The organism is Halorubrum ezzemoulense (genome assembly GCF_004126515.1).
In the GTDB taxonomy this organism is placed as follows: Archaea; Halobacteriota; Halobacteria; order Halobacteriales; family Haloferacaceae; genus Halorubrum; species Halorubrum ezzemoulense.
On the sequence record NZ_CP034940.1, the window covers coordinates 2603288 to 2622000 of the forward strand.

At 68.4% G+C, this 18713-nt stretch carries 26 protein-coding genes; 3 read left to right on the forward strand and 23 right to left on the reverse strand.

Features of this window, described 5'->3' with window-relative positions; genetic code table 11:
- Positions 1-59 precede the first annotated feature (59 nt).
- A complete protein-coding gene (locus EO776_RS13200; protein WP_129452444.1) occupies positions 60-1289 on the forward strand; it encodes a phosphoglycerate kinase in 1230 nt (409 codons plus the stop codon).
- An 85-nt stretch (positions 1290-1374) separates the two neighbouring features.
- Here the strand turns inward: EO776_RS13200 and lrp are convergent, their stop codons facing one another.
- Positions 1375-1833 (reverse strand): HTH-type transcriptional regulator Lrp, encoded by a 459-nt coding sequence (lrp, locus tag EO776_RS13205; protein WP_008441157.1) that lies wholly within the window; start codon positions 1831-1833, stop codon positions 1375-1377.
- Positions 1834-1959: 126 nt separating this feature from the next.
- On the opposite strand from lrp, the gene glnA reads away from it, so the two are divergent.
- Positions 1960-3324: a type I glutamate--ammonia ligase gene (gene glnA, locus EO776_RS13210; RefSeq protein WP_099289109.1), complete on the forward strand. Its 1365-nt coding sequence runs from the start codon at positions 1960-1962 to the stop codon at positions 3322-3324.
- Between the two features lie 62 nt (positions 3325-3386).
- Here glnA and EO776_RS13215 read toward each other — a convergent pair whose 3' ends face one another.
- From EO776_RS13215 to EO776_RS13225, 3 genes are all read right to left on the reverse strand, one after another.
- Positions 3387-4367 (reverse strand): phosphatase PAP2 family protein, encoded by a 981-nt coding sequence (locus tag EO776_RS13215; RefSeq protein ID WP_049930211.1) that lies wholly within the window; start codon positions 4365-4367, stop codon positions 3387-3389.
- A gap of 15 nt (positions 4368-4382) precedes the next feature.
- The gene (locus EO776_RS13220) at positions 4383-5705 is read right to left on the reverse strand and encodes a YihY/virulence factor BrkB family protein (protein WP_099289108.1); all 1323 of its coding nucleotides are present in this window, start codon (positions 5703-5705) and stop codon (positions 4383-4385) included.
- Positions 5706-5814: 109 nt separating this feature from the next.
- Positions 5815-6945 (reverse strand): tRNA (guanine(26)-N(2))-dimethyltransferase, encoded by a 1131-nt coding sequence (locus EO776_RS13225; RefSeq protein ID WP_049930208.1) that lies wholly within the window; start codon positions 6943-6945, stop codon positions 5815-5817.
- A 189-nt stretch (positions 6946-7134) separates the two neighbouring features.
- Between EO776_RS13225 and EO776_RS13230 the strand changes: the two genes are divergently transcribed.
- Positions 7135-7893 (forward strand): hypothetical protein, encoded by a 759-nt coding sequence (locus tag EO776_RS13230; protein ID WP_129452445.1) that lies wholly within the window; start codon positions 7135-7137, stop codon positions 7891-7893.
- A 511-nt stretch (positions 7894-8404) separates the two neighbouring features.
- Here the strand turns inward: EO776_RS13230 and secY are convergent.
- The 19 genes from secY to EO776_RS13325 are packed head-to-tail and all read right to left on the reverse strand — an operon-like array spanning position 8405 to position 18711.
- Positions 8405-9886 carry a preprotein translocase subunit SecY gene (gene secY, locus EO776_RS13235; protein WP_049930205.1) on the reverse strand — a complete coding sequence of 494 codons (1482 nt, stop codon included), beginning with the start codon at positions 9884-9886 and terminating at the stop codon, positions 8405-8407.
- A 1-nt stretch (position 9887) separates the two neighbouring features.
- Positions 9888-10385, reverse strand: coding sequence for an uL15m family ribosomal protein (locus EO776_RS13240; protein ID WP_099289106.1), 498 nt, complete (start codon positions 10383-10385; stop codon positions 9888-9890).
- Positions 10382-10846 (reverse strand): 50S ribosomal protein L30, encoded by a 465-nt coding sequence (locus tag EO776_RS13245; RefSeq protein WP_049930202.1) that lies wholly within the window; start codon positions 10844-10846, stop codon positions 10382-10384. The genes EO776_RS13240 and EO776_RS13245 overlap by 4 nt, the downstream gene beginning before the upstream one ends.
- Positions 10846-11493 carry a 30S ribosomal protein S5 gene (locus tag EO776_RS13250; RefSeq protein WP_049930200.1) on the reverse strand — a complete coding sequence of 216 codons (648 nt, stop codon included), beginning with the start codon at positions 11491-11493 and terminating at the stop codon, positions 10846-10848. Before EO776_RS13250 ends, EO776_RS13245 begins: the two co-directional genes overlap by 1 nt.
- Complete coding sequence (locus EO776_RS13255; RefSeq protein ID WP_049930198.1) at positions 11486-12043, reverse strand: 50S ribosomal protein L18; 558 nt, start codon at positions 12041-12043, stop codon at positions 11486-11488. The genes EO776_RS13250 and EO776_RS13255 overlap by 8 nt, the downstream gene beginning before the upstream one ends.
- The gene (locus EO776_RS13260; RefSeq protein ID WP_049930197.1) at positions 12043-12504 is read right to left on the reverse strand and encodes a 50S ribosomal protein L19e; all 462 of its coding nucleotides are present in this window, start codon (positions 12502-12504) and stop codon (positions 12043-12045) included. The genes EO776_RS13255 and EO776_RS13260 overlap by 1 nt, the downstream gene beginning before the upstream one ends.
- On the reverse strand, positions 12497-13207 hold the full coding sequence (locus EO776_RS13265; protein ID WP_094521451.1) for a 50S ribosomal protein L32e: 711 nt from the start codon (positions 13205-13207) through the stop codon (positions 12497-12499). The genes EO776_RS13260 and EO776_RS13265 overlap by 8 nt, the downstream gene beginning before the upstream one ends.
- 3 nt (positions 13208-13210) lie before the next feature.
- On the reverse strand, positions 13211-13744 hold the full coding sequence (locus tag EO776_RS13270) for a 50S ribosomal protein L6 (RefSeq protein WP_049930194.1): 534 nt from the start codon (positions 13742-13744) through the stop codon (positions 13211-13213).
- A gap of 2 nt (positions 13745-13746) precedes the next feature.
- Entirely contained in the window at positions 13747-14139 is a 393-nt protein-coding gene (locus EO776_RS13275; protein WP_004047215.1) for a 30S ribosomal protein S8, read from the reverse strand.
- A gap of 2 nt (positions 14140-14141) precedes the next feature.
- The gene (locus EO776_RS13280; RefSeq protein WP_004597423.1) at positions 14142-14315 is read right to left on the reverse strand and encodes a 30S ribosomal protein S14; all 174 of its coding nucleotides are present in this window, start codon (positions 14313-14315) and stop codon (positions 14142-14144) included.
- Positions 14312-14836 (reverse strand): 50S ribosomal protein L5, encoded by a 525-nt coding sequence (locus EO776_RS13285; RefSeq protein ID WP_049930678.1) that lies wholly within the window; start codon positions 14834-14836, stop codon positions 14312-14314. Before EO776_RS13285 ends, EO776_RS13280 begins: the two co-directional genes overlap by 4 nt.
- Positions 14829-15542 carry a 30S ribosomal protein S4e gene (locus tag EO776_RS13290; RefSeq protein ID WP_049930192.1) on the reverse strand — a complete coding sequence of 238 codons (714 nt, stop codon included), beginning with the start codon at positions 15540-15542 and terminating at the stop codon, positions 14829-14831. The genes EO776_RS13285 and EO776_RS13290 overlap by 8 nt, the downstream gene beginning before the upstream one ends.
- Positions 15539-15895 carry a 50S ribosomal protein L24 gene (gene rplX / locus EO776_RS13295; protein ID WP_049930190.1) on the reverse strand — a complete coding sequence of 119 codons (357 nt, stop codon included), beginning with the start codon at positions 15893-15895 and terminating at the stop codon, positions 15539-15541. The genes EO776_RS13290 and rplX overlap by 4 nt, the downstream gene beginning before the upstream one ends.
- A gap of 2 nt (positions 15896-15897) precedes the next feature.
- Positions 15898-16296 (reverse strand): 50S ribosomal protein L14, encoded by a 399-nt coding sequence (locus EO776_RS13300; RefSeq protein ID WP_004597429.1) that lies wholly within the window; start codon positions 16294-16296, stop codon positions 15898-15900.
- A complete protein-coding gene (locus EO776_RS13305; protein WP_006114464.1) occupies positions 16296-16640 on the reverse strand; it encodes a 30S ribosomal protein S17 in 345 nt (114 codons plus the stop codon). The genes EO776_RS13300 and EO776_RS13305 overlap by 1 nt, the downstream gene beginning before the upstream one ends.
- Positions 16631-17089 (reverse strand): ribonuclease P protein component 1, encoded by a 459-nt coding sequence (locus EO776_RS13310; RefSeq protein ID WP_086216132.1) that lies wholly within the window; start codon positions 17087-17089, stop codon positions 16631-16633. The genes EO776_RS13305 and EO776_RS13310 overlap by 10 nt, the downstream gene beginning before the upstream one ends.
- Position 17090: 1 nt before the next feature.
- Positions 17091-17309 (reverse strand): 50S ribosomal protein L29, encoded by a 219-nt coding sequence (gene rpmC, locus EO776_RS13315; protein WP_006114466.1) that lies wholly within the window; start codon positions 17307-17309, stop codon positions 17091-17093.
- Complete coding sequence (locus tag EO776_RS13320; RefSeq protein ID WP_049930186.1) at positions 17309-18247, reverse strand: 30S ribosomal protein S3; 939 nt, start codon at positions 18245-18247, stop codon at positions 17309-17311. Before EO776_RS13320 ends, rpmC begins: the two co-directional genes overlap by 1 nt.
- On the reverse strand, positions 18247-18711 hold the full coding sequence (locus tag EO776_RS13325) for a 50S ribosomal protein L22 (protein ID WP_006114468.1): 465 nt from the start codon (positions 18709-18711) through the stop codon (positions 18247-18249). The genes EO776_RS13320 and EO776_RS13325 overlap by 1 nt, the downstream gene beginning before the upstream one ends.
- Between the last annotated feature and the right edge of the window lie 2 nt (positions 18712-18713).

Consider the following 18713-nt stretch of genomic DNA (forward strand, 5'->3'; position numbering starts at 1 on the left):
GACGGCAACGTTCCCCCGGAGCGCAACCGCTTAACGAGCTCATCGACGACTCCTCACCCATGCCCGCGTTCAACACCCTCGACGACCTCTCGGCAGACTCGCGCGTCCTCGTCCGACTGGACCTCAACTCGCCTATCGAGGACGGAACACCGCAGGACAACCGCCGCTTCGAGCGCCACGCGGAGACCGTCCGCGAGCTGGCCGAGGCGGGACACCGCGTCGTCCTGCTGGCTCATCAGGGCCGACCCGGTCGCGACGACTTCACGTCCCTCGGCGGCCACGCCGAGATCCTCGCCGACCGCGTCGGCCGCGACGTTGGGTTCGTGGCCGACACGTACGGCGACGAGGCGCTGGAGGCGATCGACGCGCTCGACGCGGGAGAGATCCTCCTGCTGGAGAACACGCGGATGTGCGACGACGAGCTTCCGGAGGCGTCGCCCGAAGAGAAGGCCGAGACGGAGTTCGTCCGGACGCTCGCGCCGCTGTTCGACGCGTACGTCAACGACGCCTACTCGGCGGCCCACCGGAAGCACGCCTCGCTCGTCGGCTTCCCGCTCGTCCTCCCCGCGTACGCGGGCCGCGTGATGGAGACGGAGTACGAGGCGAACACCGCGATCGCGACCCGCGAGTTCGACGGCCCGGTCACGATGGTCGTCGGGGGGACGAAGGCGACCGACGTGATCGGCGTAATGGACGCCCTCGACGACCGCGTCGACCGCTTCCTCCTCGGCGGCGTCGCCGGCGAGCTATTCCTCCGCGCCGCGGGTCACCCCGTCGGCCGCGACGTGGGCGAGATGGACCTCTTCGACGAGCAGTGGGAGCGGAACCGCGAGCTGATCGAGTCGGTCCTCGACGAGCGCGGCGACGCGATCGGCCTCGCGAGCGACCTTGCGTACGAGGGTCCCGACGGCGAGCGCGCTGAGGTCCCCGTCGACGACATCGGCGAGAAGGAGACGGGGTACCTCGACGTGGGGGCGACGACGGTCGCCGACTACGAGCCGGCGATCCGCGAGTCCGACGCGGTCTTCGTGAAGGGCGCGCTCGGCGTCTTCGAGGACGAGCGGTTCGCCGACGGCACCGTGGGCGTCCTCGACGCCATCGCGGAGACGGACTGCTTCTCGGTCGTCGGCGGGGGCGACACCTCGCGGGCCATCGAGATGTACGGGCTGAGCGAGGCGGACTTCTCGCACGTCTCCATCGCGGGCGGCGCGTACATCCGCGCGCTGACGGGCGAGCCGCTCCCGGCGGTGGAGACGCTGGAGGCGGCGGCGGAGCGGCGGAGAGACTGAGCCGGCAGCGGGCAGCGCGGGGACGGCTCGCGCCGGTACGAAGAGAGGTGTCGGCGGCGCGGAGAGGGCCCCGGCGGCGGCCGAACTACTCCTTGACGTCGAGGTCGAACTGCTCGTTCTCCGTGACCGCGTTGAGGACGACGCTCGTGTTCGACTCCCTGATGTCCGCGTCCGTGAGGATCGACTTGATCTGGTCGTTCATCCCGTCCGTGTCGGTAAACTTCCCGATGGCGATCACGTCGTAATCCCCGGTGACCTCGTAGACGCTCACCATCTGTTTCTCCTGCCGCAGCTTCTCGGTCACGTCCGGCAGCGCGCTCCCTTCGACCTTGAGCTGGAGCACGGCGGTCACGTCGTAGCCGAGCTTGTCGTAGTCGACGACGGGCGTGTACCCCCGAATGACGCCTTCCTCTTCGAGGTCGCGCAGGTGGTTCGAAACGGTCGTCACCGATACGTCGAGTTCGTCGCCCAAGCTCCGGAGACTCGCGCGGCCGTTGCTGAGCAGCGAGTTGATGAGCTTCGCGTCGAGGTTTTCGTACGTCATCACACCTAACCACGCTTTCGGGGGTTTAGAATTTTACGAACGTCCAGCAGTTTTGCCTGTCCGGCGGTTCATGCGCCAAGCGATAAGGCCTTTATACTGGCAGATAACGAATCAAACGTCCAGAACATGACGGACGAACACGCGAAACCGGACGGCGGCCTCACGGCCGAGGAACAGGCGGTACTCGACGAGATCGAGGAGCAGAACGTCGATTTCCTGCGGCTTCAGTTCACTGACATCCTCGGCGTCGTGAAGAACGTCTCCGTCCCCGCCCACCAGGCGGAGAAGGCGTTCACCGAAGGCATCTACTTCGACGGCTCCTCAATCGAGGGGTTCGTGCGCATCCAGGAGTCGGACATGCGGCTCGTCCCCGACCCCGACACGTTCGCGGTGCTCCCGTGGCGCAACGACGGCGACTCGGGCGCGGCGCGGCTCATCTGTGACATCGTCGACACCGACGGCGAGCCGTTCGTCGGCGGGCCGCGGCAGGTCCTGAAGTCGGTCCTCGCCGAGGCCGAGGAGATGGGCTACTCCGTCTCGATCGGGCCGGAGCCGGAGTTCTTCCTGTTCGAGAAGGACGACGACGGCAACGCGACGACCATCCCGCACGACAACGGCGGCTACTTCGATCTCGCCCCGAAGGACCTCGCGTCCGACGTGCGCAAGGAGATCATCTTCACCTTAGAGGAGATGGGCTTCGAGATCGAGGCCTCCCACCACGAGGTCGCGGAGGGCCAACACGAGATCAACTTCAAGTACGCCGACGCGCTCACGACCGCGGACAACATCGCGACGTTCCGCGCCGTCGTTCGCGCGGTCGCCGAGCAGCACGACCTCCACGCGACGTTCATGCCCAAGCCCATCGCCGACATCAACGGCTCGGGCATGCACAGCCACATCTCGCTGTTCGACGAGGACGGCAACGCCTTCGCCGACGACTCCGACGAGTTCAACCTGAGCGAGACGGCCTACCAGTTCATGGGCGGCATCCTGAACCACGCCCCCGGGTTCACGGCGGTCACGAACCCGACCGTGAACTCCTACAAGCGGCTGGTGCCCGGCTACGAGGCCCCGATCTACGTCGCGTGGTCCGACACGAACCGCTCGGCGCTCGTCCGCGTCCCGGACGCCGCGGGCGTCTCCGCGCGCTTCGAGGTCCGCAGCCCCGACCCGTCCTGTAACCCCTACCTCGGCATGGCGTCGCTCATCGCCGCCGGCCTCGACGGGATCAAGACCGGCGCCGACCCGGGCGACCCGGTCCGCGAGGACATCTACGAGTTCGACGACGCGAAGCGCGAGGAGTACGGCATCGAGACGCTGCCCCCGAACCTCGGCGCCGCGGTCGAGGAGCTGGAGACCGACGAGGTGCTCCAGGAGGCGCTCGGCCCGCACACCTCCGAGAAGTTCGCCGAGGCGAAGTCTCAGGAGTTCAGCGAGTACCTCACCCAGGTGTCGCAGTGGGAGGAGGACCGCTACCTGGAGACGTTCTGAGCCCGGTCCGAGTCGAGTAGCCCCTGACCGCGGTCCGCGACGGGACTTTTTCCGACGCCGCGTCACTCGGCGAGCGACCGCTCGATCCGCCCGGACAGCGCCGGGAGCGCGACGACGGCGACCACGGCGGCGGTCGTCGCGACCAGCGTCACCGGCAGCGTCCCCGCGAGGGCGTACGCGCCGACCCAGAGGCCGCCGGTGACCGCGAGCGCGGGGACGGCGACGCGGGGCGGGACCGACGGCTCCTCGCCGTCGACGAACCGCCAGCCGATCGCGCCCCCGGCACCGGTGGCGATCCCGATCCCCGCCTCGACGACTTCCCCCGTGTGCCCGCCGGCGACGGCGACGGCCAGCGCGCCCGCGGAGACGACCGCCGCGAGGGCGAACGCCGGTGCGGGGTTCAGATCGGCGGTCGGTCCGGCCGCCGCGTCCGTGCCGGGCGAGCCGCGGACCCGCGGGTCGCCGGCGAGCCGCAGGGCAACGGCGACGGTCCCCGCGCCGACGAGCAGGCCGGCGAGCACGTCGACGAGGTAGTGGACTTCGATGACGACCCGCGAGGCCGCGACGGCGACGGCGACCGCCCCGGCCGCGAGGTAGCGGGCGCGGTCGGTCCAGAGCCGGTCGTACAGCAGCGCGAGCGCGAGGTACGCCGCCGCGCCGCCGGTGGCGTGCCCGCTCGGGAAGCCGAACCCGTCCGAGAGTACCTGCGCCTCGTACCAGCCCGACAGGAGCGCGGGGAGCCACGTCGGCACGTCCGCCGGGGGCATCGCGCCGGGCGGGCGGGGAGCCGCGAACCACGCCTTGCCGAGCGCCGTCGCGGCGTACGCGCAGGTGACGGCCGCGATGGCCGTGGCGCCGGCGCGGCGCGGCGAGCCCGCGACCCCCTCGCTCGCGAACCAGTAGCCGACGGCGAGCATGGCGAAGAGCAGCCACGGGTCCGCGAGGTGGGTGACTGCCGCGAAGACCACGACAACGGCCTCCGGGAGGGCGTCGACGACGGCGAACTCGCCGATCCCACGCTCGGCGGCGACGAGTCCCGTCACGCGTCCGTCGTCCGGTCAGTCATCGCCGCGGCGGCGGGCGTAGTCGAGCGCCTTCCCCGGCGTTTCGATCAGGTTGAGGCCGATACCGACGACGACGAAGATCGTGTACAGGCCGAGCGTCGAGAGTCCGAGGACGACGATGGCGCCGACCGCGTAGATCCCGTCGAGGGAGGTCAACGCGGCGAGCGTCAGCACGGTCCCGTACAGCAGCACGAGGTACGGGCCCCAGCCGCGGGCGTGGCCGCGGCGCATCCGCGAGCGGACGTACCGCTTCAGCTCCGACTCGACCTCCGGTTTGTCGACCGTCCGGCGTTCCACGTCGTCCTCGAACTCGTCGAGCTGCGACCGCAGCTCCCGGACCTCCGCTTCGAGGGCGGCGACGTCCGGCGCGCCGCGCGGCCGTTCGCCGTCGTCCCCCTCGGGATCCGACTCGCCGTTCATACCCGTGGGTCGGTCGCGGTCCTGTTGTAACTGCCGGTCCGCGGCGTCGTCGGTGCCGTCGAACGCGGCGGCGGGACCGCCGGCCCCGGCCTCCCCGAAGTCGTCGCCGCCAGTCCCCCGCCCGGCGAGCACCACGTTGACCACGCCACCGAGGACGACGACGACGGCGGCGAGGTACAGCCACGTGACCAGCAGGAGGATGCCGCCGATGACGCCGTACACCTCGTACTGCGCAGCGCCCGCGGCGTACACCTGAAACCCGGCCTGAAGCAGCGTCCAGCAGACCGCCGCGAACGCCGCGCCCGGCAGCGCCTCGCGGACGGCGATCGCCGGCTGCGGCAGGAGGTAGTACATCGGGAGGAACACGACCGCGAGGAGAGCGGGCAGGGCGAGGACGCTCGCCGCCTCGATCAGGGGAAGCGCGTCCGCGGCCGCGACGAACGCGCCCACGGCGACCATCACGCCGAGGCCGACGCCGACGCCGACGACGACCGAGGCGGCGTCGGCGACCTGCTTGAGGAGGCCGGGCGCCTCCTCGCCGCCGTACAGCGAGACGAACGCCGTGTCGAGCCCGCGGAACACCTTCAGCGTCGACCAGATCAGCAGCCCGACCCCGAGCAGGCTCGCGCCGGTCCGCCCGCCGGCCGAGGAGACGGCCCCGACGACCGCCTCCTCGCCGGCCGGCGTGAGGAACTCGCCCGTGGACGCCACCAGCTCGGCGGCGATGGTCTCGCCGAAGACGGCGGTGGCGACGACGACCAGCAGCAGGAGCGCGGGGACGAGCGAGACGAACGCGTAGTAGGCGATGGCGGCCGCGAGGAACGTCACCTGCCTGTCGACCGCGAGGTCGGCGACGCGTCGAACCGTCCCGAACGCGGTGCGCGAGTGTCGAGACACGTCACGCGTTTCGACCGACCGCGACAAAAGCGGGAGGGTGCCGGGCGCGGCGCGGGCGGGCGCTCGTGGGGTGGAATTCGCGGCGGGAGCGAACGCGGCCGCGGCCCCGTCAGTCCGCGTTGTCGCCGAGGACCGCCTCGCGCATCTCGGGGATCGACGCCGTGCTCTTCACCGCCGTGCCACGGTAGTGCGCGCGGCTCGCCTCGTGGCCGGCCCCGCGGACGCGCTCGACGAACTCGTCCATCCCGATCGCGGGCTCACCCCACTCCTTGTACAGCCGGTGCTGGTCGTAGTGCGTGGGGGTGTCGAGTTCGCGAGCGACCGTCCCGAGCAGCTTGCGCGCACGCTTCGCCTCGCCCATGTCGTCCGTCACCTCGCGGCGGACGGCGCGCGCGAAGTCGGCGTCCGCGACCGGGCCGAGCCAGATCGGACCGGCCGTGAGGACGCGGTCGCTCCCGCACTCCGGGCAGGCGTCGACCGGGTCGGCGACGTGCCCCGGCGTCGCCGAGCGCCAGAGGCAGTCCTCGCAGTGGTCGACGTACCCCACGCCGTCGAGGCAGTCGTCGGCCGCGCGGGCGCCCGACTCCAGTTCGAGGTAGGTCCGCGCGTAGTGACGGGAGACGTGCGAGAGGATCGGCGTCGCCGCCTTGTCGTAGCGCGCGGCAGTCCGCACCAAGGCGGATATCAGCGTTCGGAGCCCCATCTCGGGGTGATAGTCGGTGTTGCGCGGGACCGCGCCGTACTTCCGGATCCCGCTGTTGAGGTGGGCGCCGCACAGCGGCGCGGTGTCGGTGGCGGTGACGCAGACCAGGTTGCGCCCGTTCGCGAACGCGGCGTCCGCGAAGGGGATCGGTGTGCCGTACGGGTCCAGATCGACGACGTCGAACGGCCCCTCGTCGTACAGGAGGGCGTTGACGTCGCGGTGGACCGCCTCGCCGTCGAGGCCGTTGGCGTCGAGGTTCGTGGCGGCGAGCTCGACCGCGTCCGCGTCGACGTCGGCGCAGGTGACCCGATACCCCTCCGCGGCGGCGCGGACCCCCCTGACCCCGGAGGCGGCCATCGCGTCGAGGTACGAGGCGACGCGCGGTTCGCGGTCGCGGTAGGCGCGCAGCGTCGCGACCGTCACGTCGCGGTTCAGCTCCTGTGTCGGGTTGAAGAAGACGCCGCCGCCGGTGCCCTTGCTGGCGCCGTCGCGAGCCTCCGGGACGGAGACGGTGAGTCCGCCCTCTTCGATGTCCATACGCTCGATTCGACCATCCGGCCTAAAAGGGTCGCGCTCCGGGTCCGGGGGTGCGCTCCGGATCTCCGGGCGCGGGGCGCGGACGCCCAACGAGGGAGGCTTTTACGCCGCGGGCTCGCAAGGTAGCCGTATGAACGGATATCCCACGCGGCGGGCGAGCGCGGTCGACGAGGAGACGGAGGGCCGGGAATGGTAAGCCCGGCGCGGGTAGACGCGGCGACCGACATCGCGTACGGCGCGCTGATCGTCCTGTCGATCGTGTTGATCGCGACGACGCAGGTGAACAACGTCGCGATCGCGTTCGGGATCGGGGTGTTCGCGTCGTACGTGATCCACGTCGTGTGGAAGATGGCCCGCTTCGATCCGGACTGGATGACGCGCGAGGTCGCCGACCAGGTCGGGAGACAGGTCGAAGAGAGCGTCGGCGAGACCGTCGACAAGGAGGTCGAGAAGACCGTCGGTGAGACGGTCAACAAGGAGGTCGAGAAGACCGTCGGCGAAACGGTGAGCAAGGAGGTCGAGAAGACCGTCGAGGAGACGGTCGGCGAGAAGGTGGAGGAGACCGTGAGCAAGGAGGTCGAGAAGAGCGTCGGCGAGACCGTCAACAAGGAGGTCGGCGAGGTCGCCGACGACGTCAGCGACACGGTCAGCGAGGAGGTCTCGGGCAAGGTCGAAGAGACCGTGGGCGAGACGGTAGAGAAGACCGTCGAGGAGACCGTCGGCGAGAAAGTCGAAGAGACGGTAGAGAAGACCGTCGAGGAGACCGTCGGCGAGAAAGTCGAAGAGACGGTGGAGAAAACCGTCGAAGAAACCGTCGGCGAGAAGGTCGAAGAGACGGTGGAGAAAACCGTCGAAGAAAAGGTCGAAGAAGCTGCCGAGGAGATGAGCGACGACGAAGAGGACGCGGCGGACGAAGCCGCTGCGAGCGATCGGTCCGACGCCGTATAGCCGGGGCGACCGCGGTCGGCGGCCTCGGTGGTATCGAGCCGAGCGGTGCGTCTCCGAGCGAAAGGCGACCAGCCGGAACAACCCGATCTGGTCACACCTCGGAAGTCGCGGGCGATAGCGGCCGAACCCGACCGGTCGCTCCCCTAATGCCGAGTTCTCGATCCGTTGTCGACGCGAAGCGTCAGGAACCGACTCGGCGCGATACTGTGTCGTTTGAATTTACACCGACGGAATCGACAGCTGGCGATGTACCGGAGGTACCAGTACGTCGTCGTGGCTCGGTGAACGTTGAGCCGGCCGTTGTATCCGCATCCGCGCGGGGGGCGTCCGCTTCCGTCTGTTCGACCGGTGTTTCGATAGATTCCGGTTAATCGTCGGCGATCGCCTCGGTCTCGTCGAGTTGCTCGAAGAAGCCGTCCGAGTCGGTCACTTCGACTCCCACCGGTAGGAGACTGCTGAGTACGACGCAGTCGCTCAGGGACGAAGAAGAACGGAAAGGAGTGGATGTTCGCTACTCGTTGCCGAACATCTGGCGCATCATCGGGTGCATCTCCATGAGCTGCTCTTCGGCGATCTCCTCGTACAGCTTGTACGTGATAGAGACCGCAAGCAGTAGCCCGGTGCCGGAGACCTGCCCGATGGTGCCGAGCAGGTTCGCCATCACGGCGAGCAGCCCGACGAGGGCGCCGCCGATGACGGTCACCTGCGGGATGTACCGCTCCATGACCTTCTCGACGACCTGCGGGTTCCGGCGGAACCCGGGGATCTGCATCCCGGAGTTCTGGATCTGTTTCGCGGTCGCCTCCGGCCCCATGCCGGTAGTCTCGACCCAGAAGATCGCGAAGATAGCGCCGCCGACGATCATGAACGCGAGGTCGATCGCGAGCCGGATCGCGATCATCCACGGCTCGACGGACGCCGGTATCTCACCGAGGAACCACATCCACTGCCCCCGGCTCTGAATCGGGTTCAGGTAGTAGAACAGCCCGCCGATAGGCTGCCCCTGCTCGCTGTAGGTCCCGAGTATCGCCGGCATCCCCGCCCACTGCGAGGAGAGGATCTGGCCGAGGAACTGGATGTTCGCCTGTAGCGCGCGAACGAGGATCATCGGGAGGACGGACGCGTAGATGAGCTTCACCGGGAAGCGTCCACGGGCGCCCTTCACGCGGGCGTGCGACAGCGGGATCTCGACGCGGACCGACTCCGCGTACACGACGATCCCGAAGATGAACACCGTGGTGAAAAGCGCCAGAATGTTCCCCGGATCGAAGAGGAGATTCTGGAGCCCCTCCGCCGTGAACGGCGACATCGACACCGGTACGTCGCCGAAGATGACGCCGTACCAGCTCGCGAAGAAGCCGGAGGCGCCGAGTGCGGAGAAGCTGAAGAAGCCGCCGACGATCTGCTGGCTCACCGACGCGATGATGAACAGCCCGACGCCGGAGCCGACGCCCCACTTGCTCACGATCTCGTCCATGAACAGGATGAGGATGCCGCCGACGAAGATCTGCGCGAAGATCAGCACCTGAACGCCGAACGTCCCGATGCCGAGCGCGCTCGCGACCGCGTCGTCCGCGGGGAGGAACCCCCCGGTGAACACCATCGGCGCCGCCGTGAGGGCGGAGACGATGATCACCAGCAGCTTCTGGAGGCCCTGATAGAGGACCTGGTCGCGCGGGTCGTTCTCGGTGTCGAGCCCGAGGAGGTTCGCACCGCCCAACAGCTGGAGGACGATGGACGCCGTGACGATCGGTCCGATACCGACCTGTAGCAGCGACCCGGACGACCCGGCGAGCACCGACCGGAACTGCCCGAAGAAGTCCGACCCCTGCCCGACCGCCAACCCGAACGGGTTGATGTTGGTCAAGAAGAAGTAGACGATCAGGATTCCGGCCGTCCACGTAAGCTTCCGTCTGAACGGGACGTGTCCCGCGGGCCGCTCCACGACGGGCATCCGCGAGAGCACCGGTTCGGCGGCCTCCTTCCAGCTCATGTTACGCCTCGTCGTTCTCGTCGTCGGAAGTGTTTTCCGGTTCGTCAGCGGGCTCTTCGGCGCGCTCGGAGAGCGTCGCCTCGCCGCCCGCCTCCTCGATGAGCTCGACCGCACCGACGGTGAACGCGTCGGCCGTGACGCGGAGCTCGCGGCGGACCTGCCCGCCGCCGAGCACCTTCACCACGTCAGCCTCGTGGCCGTCCTCAACGACGTCGCGCGCGTCGAAGACGTACGCGTCGCCGTCCTCCTCGGCGAGACCGTCCGCGGCGTACAGCGCCGCGTCCTCGTCGAGCTTCTGGATCTTCACTTCGAGGACCTCCGTCTGAGCGTCCTCGGGGCGCTTGAACCCGTGCTTGCCGAGCGGACCGTAGTTGTGGTACTCGTGTTTCGCGCGACCGGCCGCGCCGCGACCGCCGCGATGCCCGGCGCCGCGCCGGTTCTTGTGCGTGCCGCCGCCGTGCGTCCGAGAGCCGCGCTGTCGTCGTTTCTTGCTCGTCATCGCATCGCCTCCAGGAGACTGTCGATCTCCTCGGTGGTGTGTTTCCCGAGTTCGCCGCCCTCGATCACGGGGTGTTTGATGCCCTCGTGACCGCCGCGGGGGGCGTGGAGTCGCAGCGTCGGCGAGAGACCCTGCTCGCGCAGCGTGGTCTCCTCGTCGACGAGCGCCTCGGCCAGCGCCTCCAGGTCGGCGTAGTCGGTGTTGTCGTCGATCCACTCGTCGTCGACGTCGGCCGAGCCTTCGAGCGGCTCGCCGCGCCGCGCGATCGTTCGCGCGACGGCCTCGACGCTCGGTTCCCCGAACGCGACGACATCGTTGACCTTCGCGATCATGCCGCTGTACGAGTCCGTCTCGGGGACGAGCGTCGCGTGGTTGACGCGCCCGACGTTCAGCATGTCGAGCGTGTCCTCGACGCCGGACCCGAGATTAACCTCGCCGCGGAGCTGAACGATCGCCTGCATCACTCGCTCACCTCGTCGTAGTGGACTTCGCGCGCGTGCTGGGGCGTACGGGACTGCGCCGCGTTCTCCAGCGCGTTGAACGTCGCCTTCGCGAGGTTCACCGTCGTGCGCGTGTTGCCGTCGGAGTTCGTCCAGGCGTCCTCGACGCCGGCGAGCTCTAGGATGTTGCGGACCGTCTCCGCGGCCGCGAGGCCCAGCCCCTGCGGGGCGGGCTTGATCTCGACGGTGACGGAGCCGGCCTTCCCCTTCGCCGTGCGGGTCAAGGAGTTGGTGCCGCCGGGCTGGTCCTCCCAGGACCCGGAGCCGCGGTCCACCGAGATGATATTCAGCTTCGCGACGTCGATCGCCTTCTGGATCGCGCCGCCGACCTGGTCGTCGCGGGCCTGCGCGTAGCCGAGGTAGCCGTCGCGGTTGCCCACGGCGACCACGCAACGGAACTTCACGCGGCGGCCGGAGTCGGTCATGCGCTGGACCATGTTGATGTCCAGCACCTCGTCTTCGAGCCCCGGGAGGAGCTGGTCGACGATCTCGGCCTCCTTCAGCGGGAGCCCGGACTGGAGCGCCTGTTCCATCGACGTGATGTCGCCGTCCTGTACCTTGCGGCCGAGTCGCGTCCGCGGTTCCCAGCCGTCGTTGTGTCTACTCATGGTCCTCCTGGATTGTCGCGAGCACGTCGTCGAAGTGCTCGGGTAGCTCGCTGGCGTCGAACGCGCCGCTGTACAGCGGCTCGTCGAGCTGCTCGGCGTAGTCGGCGATGTGTTCGCCGCGCGTGCGCGACCAGTCGGCCAGCACGTCGTCGTTGTGCGGGATCTCGAGGCCCGCGTCAATCGCTCCTTCCTGTACCGCGAACGTCTTGTTGCCGGGCGTCGCCGTGTTGAGCCCGATGTCGAGGACGGCCTCGTCGAGGCCGGCGTCGACGGCGCGAGCGCCCGCGAGGTACCCGGTGAGGTACGCGCTGGGGAGGTTGCCCGTGGGGGCGTCCCAGCCGTACTCGCCGAGCTCCTCGCTGGAGGCGGCCGCGTGGGTCTCGTCGCCGTCGGATCCGGGGGTCACCAGCTGCGCCCTGACGTGAGCGTTGCTCACCCGAGCGACCAGGCGAGGCTTGCCCGATTTCAGCAGGCGCAACCTCTGATGGTAATCCGTCCGGACCTCGCGGCGGCGCCGCATCGGCACCTTGTATCGTGGTCCTGTCGCCATTAGTCCGTCACCTCGTAACCGTACTGCGTCTCGATGAACGCCTCGAGACGGGCGACGTCCTCGAAGTCTCCCCCGCTCGCTTTGTTGTACAGCGTGCGGTACTCGGAGGCGTCGAGCACGTCTTCGTCGTCGCGAAGCTCCTTCAGGCGGGCCCGCTGTGCGCGGATGCGCGCCTTCCAGTCGTCTTTCGTGTCCTGTCGCGCGCCGGAGCGACCCTTGCGGGAGCCGGCGCCCGACTGATGCCCGTACGAGCGCTTGTCGGCGCGCTCGCGGGCGCGACCGCGCGAGTTCGTCTTCGCGTCCTTCGCGCGGATCGTTCCCTGTTCGATGAGCTCGCGGACGTCCTCGCGGGTGATGGCGTCCTCGATCTCTTCCTGTGCCTCGGGGTCGAGCCAGACGCGGCCCTTGCCGACGTCGAGCTCGTCCGCTGCGAGCCGTTTCTGCGCCTTCAGATCACTCATCGTCCACCTCCACTTCGACGTAGGTCGGGTTCAGCACGCGGATCTCGCGCTCCTCCGCCTCGTCTTCGATCCGTTCGCGCTTGCGACCGCCGACCTTCGAAGCGATCCGCACCGCCTGCGTGTCGCCGTCGACGCCCTCGAGGTCGTCCGTGTTGTGGACGCGGACCTCCTCGAAGCCGCTCGGGTGGAGGTCGCGCGACGCCGTCGGCGAACGGAAGCCGGCCTCGACGACCGGCCCCTTCGACTTCATGCGGCGGCGCTGCTTGGAGAGCCCGCCGCGCGGCTTGCGCCACGACGTCGGGATCCGCTTTTTCTTGTGGTAGTCCTGCCGGTTGAACTGCGGTTTCCCCTCGCGGTGCTTCTGTGCGAGCGCGCGAGCGGTCTCGTCGTCCAGTTCCGGCGTCTTGTCGGCGTGACCGCGGGGCCGAAGCTCCGTCTCGACCGTCTCGGACTCCTCGGCCTCGTCGACCGGCTCCTCCTCGTCGGTCTCGTCTTCAATCTCCGCGTCCGCCTCCTCGTCGACCTCCAGCCCGCCGACGTCGGCCTTGACACGCGCTGCGAGCGCGTTGCCGACGCCGTCGACCTCGGAGAGCTCCGACTGGGAGGCGGCCTTCACGTCCTCGACCGTCTCGTAGCCGGCCTCGCGAAGCGCGTCCGCCTTCGAGGGACCGACACCGCTGATGTCTTCCAGTTCGTCTGCCATCGGTTAGGCACCTCCGGTGGGTTTCTCGACGATGTACACGCCGTCCTGGAAGACGCGCGTGTCCTTGTCGGTCACCTTCGTCAGCTGTTCGATGTCGGCGGCGGTCTGGCCGACGGCCTCCTTGTCGGAGCCCGAGAGCGTGACCGTCTCGCCGTCGATCTGTACGTCCGTGTCTCCGCGGATGGGGGTGCGCCGCGCGGCGCTCTCTCCGAGGAAGTTCTCGATGACGACCTCGTCGCCCTCCACGTTCACCTGCATCGGGAAGTGGGCGTAGTACACTTCCATGGCGTACTCCCAGCCCTCGGTGACGCCGTGGATCATGTTGGCGACGTGGCTCTCGAAGGTGCCGACGGTGGCGTTGGTCTTCGCGTCCTCGTTCTCGGTCGCGATGACCACCGCGCCGTCCTCGATCGTCACGTCGACGTCGGGGTACCAGAGGCGTCGCGTGACGCTCCCGTTGGGTCCTTCGACGGTGAGTTCGAGGTGGTCGGTCTCGGCGGAGACGTCGTCCGGAATCTCGATTTCGACTCTGTTCATTGTTAGTAGACGTATGCGATCACTTGGCCGCCGATGCCCTCCTCGCGGGCCTCGTAGTGGCTCATGACGCCGTGGCTCGTCGTGACGATGAGCGTCCCGTAGTCACGGGCGGGGAGGTACCGCTTCTCCCACTTCTCGAACTCGTCCGCACCCGCGGAGTAGCGGGGCTTGACGGCGCCACACTCGTTGATCGCGCCTTTCAGTTCGACCTCGAACTTCCCGGCTTTCCCGTCGTCGACGTACTCGAAGCCGTCGACGTACCCGCGGTCGTAGAGGACCTCGAGGACGGAGCCGATGATGTTCGAAGCGGGCTCTACCGTGTACGACAGGTGGCCAACGCTCTCGGCGTTGTCCATGCCGGCGAGCGCGTTGGTGAATGGATCGTTTCCCGTCATGATCAGCTGTACTTCTCGAATCCCATGTCTCGGGCGACCTCGCGGAAGCACTGCCGGCAGAGGTTGATGTCGTACTTGCCGACGAGTCCCTGCTCGCGGTCGCACCGCCGGCACGTGTGCCGGGAGTCGGTGCGCTTCGCGGCGTGCTCGCCCGTGTCGTTGTTCGCTTCGCTCATTCGGTTACCTCGACGTCGAAGTTCGTTTCGAGGAACGCGGCCGCGTCCTCGGCTGTCATCCGGTGGCGGGAGGGAATGGTCCCCGTCGCCTTGTCGCGTTTCGAGACGCGGTAGCCGGGACGGACGATCGTCGTCGTCACGTCGAGGCCGTAGATCCCGATGTTGGGGTCGTACTCCTGGCTCGGAAAGTCGGTGTGGTCCTCGACCCCGAAGCTGAGGTTACCCGTGTCGTCGAACTGGCTCCGCGAGACATCGACGAGATCGAGCGCGGTCTCGAGGAACGCGTGCGCGTCCTCGCCCCGCAGCGTCACCTTGACGCCGATCGGGTCGCCCTTGCGGATCCCGAACTCGGCGATGGTGCGCTTCGAGGTGGTCCGGACCGACTGCTGGCCCGTGATCTCCTCGATGATCTCCTCGGCGTCCGCGAGCGGCTCACCGCCCTGCCCGACGCCCATGTGGACGACGACCTTCTCGAGGGACGGCTCGCGCATCTCGTGGTCGGCGCTCTCGGCTTCACTCATCCGCATCACCCTCGTCGTCGGTGAAGTTCTCGTCGATGACGACGACGTACTCCTCGACCGTCTCGTAGCCGCCGTCCTCGCTGGCGACGGTCACGGTGTTGTCGCCGGAGCCGAGGGTCACGTCGATGTCCTCGATCTCGCCGATCTGGCCGGCGTGCTGGCCGGCGACGGCGGTCACCAAGGCGCCCTCCTCGTACTCGAAGTGGGCGACGATCTCCTTCGTCTCGTTGTCGACGACGATCGAGTCGTTCGTCTCGTAGTCCGCGTCGTCGTCGACGCGGACGTTCGTCCCGTCGTGGAGCGTCAGCTGCGTGACGCCGCCGGGGACGACGGTCTTGTTCGTGATCTTCCCGAGCCGGCTGCCCGCGGCGTCCTCGTCGACGGGAGTCAGCGCGAGCCGACCGCCCTCGTCGGGGAAGACGCGGAAGTACTCCCCGCGCTCGGGGAACGCCAGGATGTCGAACATCCCGATCGGACGCTGTTCGTCCGAGACGGCGTCCCCGTTGACGAGGATCGAGTCGTTGTTCAGCGCGTAGCGCGCCTCCTTCGTCGAGTCGACGTAGCCGAGCACGTCCCGCAGCAGGACGACGAGCGGAACGCCCGCCTCGCCGTGCGGGCCCGCGCCCGCCTTCACGGTGAACGTGTTCGTCTTGCGCTCGACCGGCCAGGAGTTCGGTACTGACAGTCGCTTCTGGTGTCGCGTCATTCGTTATCCTCCTGGAGCCGCGCCTCGCGGCGCTCGTCCTCGAGGTCCAGCTCGGTCACCCGGACGTTGCTCGCCGGAATCGGGCGGGGAACCTCCTCCCCGTCCGCCTTCTCGACGGTGACGTCCTCGACCGTGATCCGCTCGGCGGACAGGTCGACGGAGACGACCTCCGCCTCCGTGCCGGCCGCGTCGCCGCGAAGCACCTCGACGGTGTCGCCGGCGTTGACGCGGACGTTGCGCTGTCCGTACTCCTCGCGGAGCTCGTCGGTGAGGGTGGCCCGGACCTGATTCTGCCGCTCGTGGAGCGGCGCGGTCTCCGACCGTTTTCGTTGTTTGCGTGGCTGTTTCGTCATAGTTAGACGATCATCGTCGCGGTCGAGGCGATGCTCCCGAACCGTTCGGCGACCTCGCGGGCGACGGGGCCTTTGATCTCCGTGCCCCGCGGCTCCTCGAGGTCGTCGATGATGACGGCCGCGTTGTCCTCGAACTTCACGCGCGTGCCGTCCGGACGGCGGATCGGCTTGCGCTGGCGGACGACGACCGCCTCCAGCACCTGCCGCCGCATCTCCGGGGTCCCTTTGGTGACCGAGACGGTCACCTTGTCGCCGATCCCCGCCTTCGGGTGGCGGTTCTTCGTGCCGGAGTAGCCCGACACGGAGATGACCTTCAGCTCACGGGCGCCGGTGTTGTCGGCGCACGTGATCAGCGAGCCCTTCGAGAGCCCCTGCGTGACGTCGGCCTTGAGCGCCTCCATCACTGATCACCCGAGCGGATCTCGACGACGACGTGGGACTTCGTCTTCGAGAGCGGTCGCGTCTCCGCGATCGTCACTTCGTCACCGACTTCGAGCGAGTCGAGCACGCCCGGCACGTGGGCCGGGATGCGCGAGCGACGCTTCATGTACCGATCGTATTTCGGTACGAACACGTCGTACTCTCGCTCGACGATGACGGTCTTTTCCATATCCGTCGACACGACCGTCCCCTCGCGGGTCTGGCCGCGGACGGAGAGCTGCCCGTAGAACGGGCATTTCTCGTAGTCGTAATCCTCCGGGTTGTCTGGCTCCGGAGGCGTGGGTACGTCGATTCCTATCGCCATTGTGTGGCACCTCGTTCGGTGCGTTCGGCGGGCCGATATCGCAACCGATCGCCATCCACCGTCGCGTAGACCGCGTCTTTGCACTCGCCTCGGCGGCTCGCCGGACCCGCGCCGTCACCGTCGACGACGCTTGCGGATCCGGACGGGCCAGACTGACGGGGGCGGACCCCCGTAGTATCCGACCCGAGTTGGGACGCGGACCCCGGCGACTGTCCGTCGCCGGCGGCTTCATCTGTGCGAGCGGTCGGCGTCTCGGCGACGCCGAACTCGAACGTCGCGCCCGACTTGGGCACGCGTTTGTCCCCCGACGCCGTTCGGACCACGAGGGTACCGAACGTCTCGTCGAGCACGCGACCGGCGATACCCACGTGGGCGTCGCTGTCGGCGTCGGCCACCCGAACCGGGAGGCCGACGAGCTCGTGCCGGACGAGTGTGTCGGGGGAGATCATCTTACGCTTCGTCCTCGTCGAAGTCGCCTTCTTCCGCCTGGATCGTCTTGATCCGGGCGATCGTCTTCTTGAGCTCGTTGACGCGGCCCGGGCTCTCCGGCATGCCGCCGGCCGCCCGCTGCGCCTTCGAGTTGAGCAGCTCGGTCTCGAGCTCCTCGAGTTCGACCTGGCGCTCCGCCGCGGTCATGTCGCGGATCTCGTCGGTGTAGAGGATCGCCATTATTCGTCCTCCTCCTCCTCGTCGGCCGCCTCCATCTCCGCGACGAGGTCGGCCGCCTCGGACTCGATCTCTTCGTCCAGTTCGTCGAGCTCGTCGGCGTCCGCGTCGCCGACCGGCTCCTCCGCGGCGACGTCGGTCGCCTCGGTGGCCGTGTCCTGCGTCTCCTCGACGACCTCCTCGACGACCTCCTCGTCGATGACATCCGCGGGGTCCTCGTCGGGGACATCGACATCCTCGTCGGCGCCCACGTCGGGAACCTCCTCCGGATCCTCTTCGAGCAGCGCCTCGACGCCCTCGTCGTCGCCGGCGCCGGCGGCCGCCTGCTCGACCTCGGGGACCTCGGCGTCCTCGCGGATCTGGAAGTCGTCCGGGAGCGTCGCCCCCGGCGGAATGATCTTCACGTTGACGCCGATCGTCCCGAGCTTCATGACGGCGACGCCCTGGCCGTGGTCGACGACCTCCTCGGCGGGTTCGCCGTTGTGCTTGATGTAGCCGCGGTTGAACTTCTCGACGCGCGAGCGCGCGCCGGTGACCTTGCCGGACAGGACGATCTCGGCGCCCAGCGCGCCCGCGTCCATGATGCGGTCGATCGTCGTGTGACCGGCCTTCCGGAAGTACCAGCCGCGTTCGAGGGCGTTCGCCAGACGGTCCGCGACGATCTGTGCGTTCAGGTCGGGCTCGTCGACCTCCTGAACGTCGATCTGCGGGTCGTCCATGTCGAAGCGGTCCTCGAGCTCGGTGGTGATCTTGCGGATGTTCTTCCCGCCCTTCCCGATCACCATCCCGGGCTTTTCGGCCTTCAGGACGATCTGCGTGCCCATCGGCGTCTGGGCGACGTCCATCCCGCCGTAGCCGGCGCGGCCGAGCTCGTCCGCGAAGAACTCGTTGATCTGGGAACGGCGCAGGCCGTCCTCGATGAATTGGTGTTCGTCAGCCATTAGTTGTCAGCCTCCGGCTCCTCGATGATCAGTTCGACGTCCGCGAGCGTGGTGTTCCACTCGGTCGCGCCCGCGGCGCGGGGGTTCCGACCGGGTCGCTCGCCGACCTTGTGAGGGGCGACGTGTTTGATGACCATCGCCTCGCCGTCGAACCCCTGCTCGTCGGCGTTGTTCTTGACGTTCTCCAAGAGCTTGAGGAAGTCCTTGGCGGCCTTCTCGGGGTACCGTCCCGCGTCCCAGCCGTCGATGTCGGAGCGGTGGCCCGCGCCGGCGTTGTGCTGGCGCATCGGCACCGACGTCTCCTCGTCGATGACCTCCTGGAGGAACTCCTCCGCGTCGGCGACCGTCTCGCCTTTGATCTCTCGGGAGATCTCCTTGCTGTCCTTCACGCTGATGGGCCGGTCGCGGAGCATCCCCTTGGCGGTGGTCTCCGGGTCGGCCTCGACGCTGTAGTTGATTCCCATGG

Excerpts from the sequence above, each read along its gene's own strand:
- EO776_RS13200 (WP_129452444.1), top strand. The coding sequence starts at position 60 with ATGCCCGCGTTCAACACCCTCGACGACCTCTCGGCAGACTCGCGCGTC.
- lrp (WP_008441157.1), bottom strand. The coding sequence starts at position 1,833 with ATGACGTACGAAAACCTCGACGCGAAGCTCATCAACTCGCTGCTCAGC.
- glnA (WP_099289109.1), top strand. The coding sequence starts at position 1,960 with ATGACGGACGAACACGCGAAACCGGACGGCGGCCTCACGGCCGAGGAA.
- EO776_RS13225 (WP_049930208.1), bottom strand. The coding sequence starts at position 6,945 with ATGGACATCGAAGAGGGCGGACTCACCGTCTCCGTCCCGGAGGCTCGC.
- EO776_RS13230 (WP_129452445.1), top strand. The coding sequence starts at position 7,135 with ATGGTAAGCCCGGCGCGGGTAGACGCGGCGACCGACATCGCGTACGGC.
- secY (WP_049930205.1), bottom strand. The coding sequence starts at position 9,886 with ATGAGCTGGAAGGAGGCCGCCGAACCGGTGCTCTCGCGGATGCCCGTC.
- EO776_RS13240 (WP_099289106.1), bottom strand. The coding sequence starts at position 10,385 with ATGACGAGCAAGAAACGACGACAGCGCGGCTCTCGGACGCACGGCGGC.
- EO776_RS13245 (WP_049930202.1), bottom strand. The coding sequence starts at position 10,846 with ATGCAGGCGATCGTTCAGCTCCGCGGCGAGGTTAATCTCGGGTCCGGC.
- EO776_RS13250 (WP_049930200.1), bottom strand. The coding sequence starts at position 11,493 with ATGAGTAGACACAACGACGGCTGGGAACCGCGGACGCGACTCGGCCGC.
- EO776_RS13255 (WP_049930198.1), bottom strand. The coding sequence starts at position 12,043 with ATGGCGACAGGACCACGATACAAGGTGCCGATGCGGCGCCGCCGCGAG.
- EO776_RS13260 (WP_049930197.1), bottom strand. The coding sequence starts at position 12,504 with ATGAGTGATCTGAAGGCGCAGAAACGGCTCGCAGCGGACGAGCTCGAC.
- EO776_RS13265 (WP_094521451.1), bottom strand. The coding sequence starts at position 13,207 with ATGGCAGACGAACTGGAAGACATCAGCGGTGTCGGTCCCTCGAAGGCG.
- EO776_RS13270 (WP_049930194.1), bottom strand. The coding sequence starts at position 13,744 with ATGAACAGAGTCGAAATCGAGATTCCGGACGACGTCTCCGCCGAGACC.
- EO776_RS13275 (WP_004047215.1), bottom strand. The coding sequence starts at position 14,139 with ATGACGGGAAACGATCCATTCACCAACGCGCTCGCCGGCATGGACAAC.
- EO776_RS13280 (WP_004597423.1), bottom strand. The coding sequence starts at position 14,315 with ATGAGCGAAGCGAACAACGACACGGGCGAGCACGCCGCGAAGCGCACC.
- EO776_RS13285 (WP_049930678.1), bottom strand. The coding sequence starts at position 14,836 with ATGAGTGAAGCCGAGAGCGCCGACCACGAGATGCGCGAGCCGTCCCTC.
- EO776_RS13290 (WP_049930192.1), bottom strand. The coding sequence starts at position 15,542 with ATGACGCGACACCAGAAGCGACTGTCAGTACCGAACTCCTGGCCGGTC.
- rplX (WP_049930190.1), bottom strand. The coding sequence starts at position 15,895 with ATGACGAAACAGCCACGCAAACAACGAAAACGGTCGGAGACCGCGCCG.
- EO776_RS13300 (WP_004597429.1), bottom strand. The coding sequence starts at position 16,296 with ATGGAGGCGCTCAAGGCCGACGTCACGCAGGGGCTCTCGAAGGGCTCG.
- EO776_RS13305 (WP_006114464.1), bottom strand. The coding sequence starts at position 16,640 with ATGGCGATAGGAATCGACGTACCCACGCCTCCGGAGCCAGACAACCCG.
- EO776_RS13310 (WP_086216132.1), bottom strand. The coding sequence starts at position 17,089 with ATGATCTCCCCCGACACACTCGTCCGGCACGAGCTCGTCGGCCTCCCG.
- rpmC (WP_006114466.1), bottom strand. The coding sequence starts at position 17,309 with ATGGCGATCCTCTACACCGACGAGATCCGCGACATGACCGCGGCGGAG.
- EO776_RS13320 (WP_049930186.1), bottom strand. The coding sequence starts at position 18,247 with ATGGCTGACGAACACCAATTCATCGAGGACGGCCTGCGCCGTTCCCAG.
- EO776_RS13325 (WP_006114468.1), bottom strand. The coding sequence starts at position 18,711 with ATGGGAATCAACTACAGCGTCGAGGCCGACCCGGAGACCACCGCCAAG.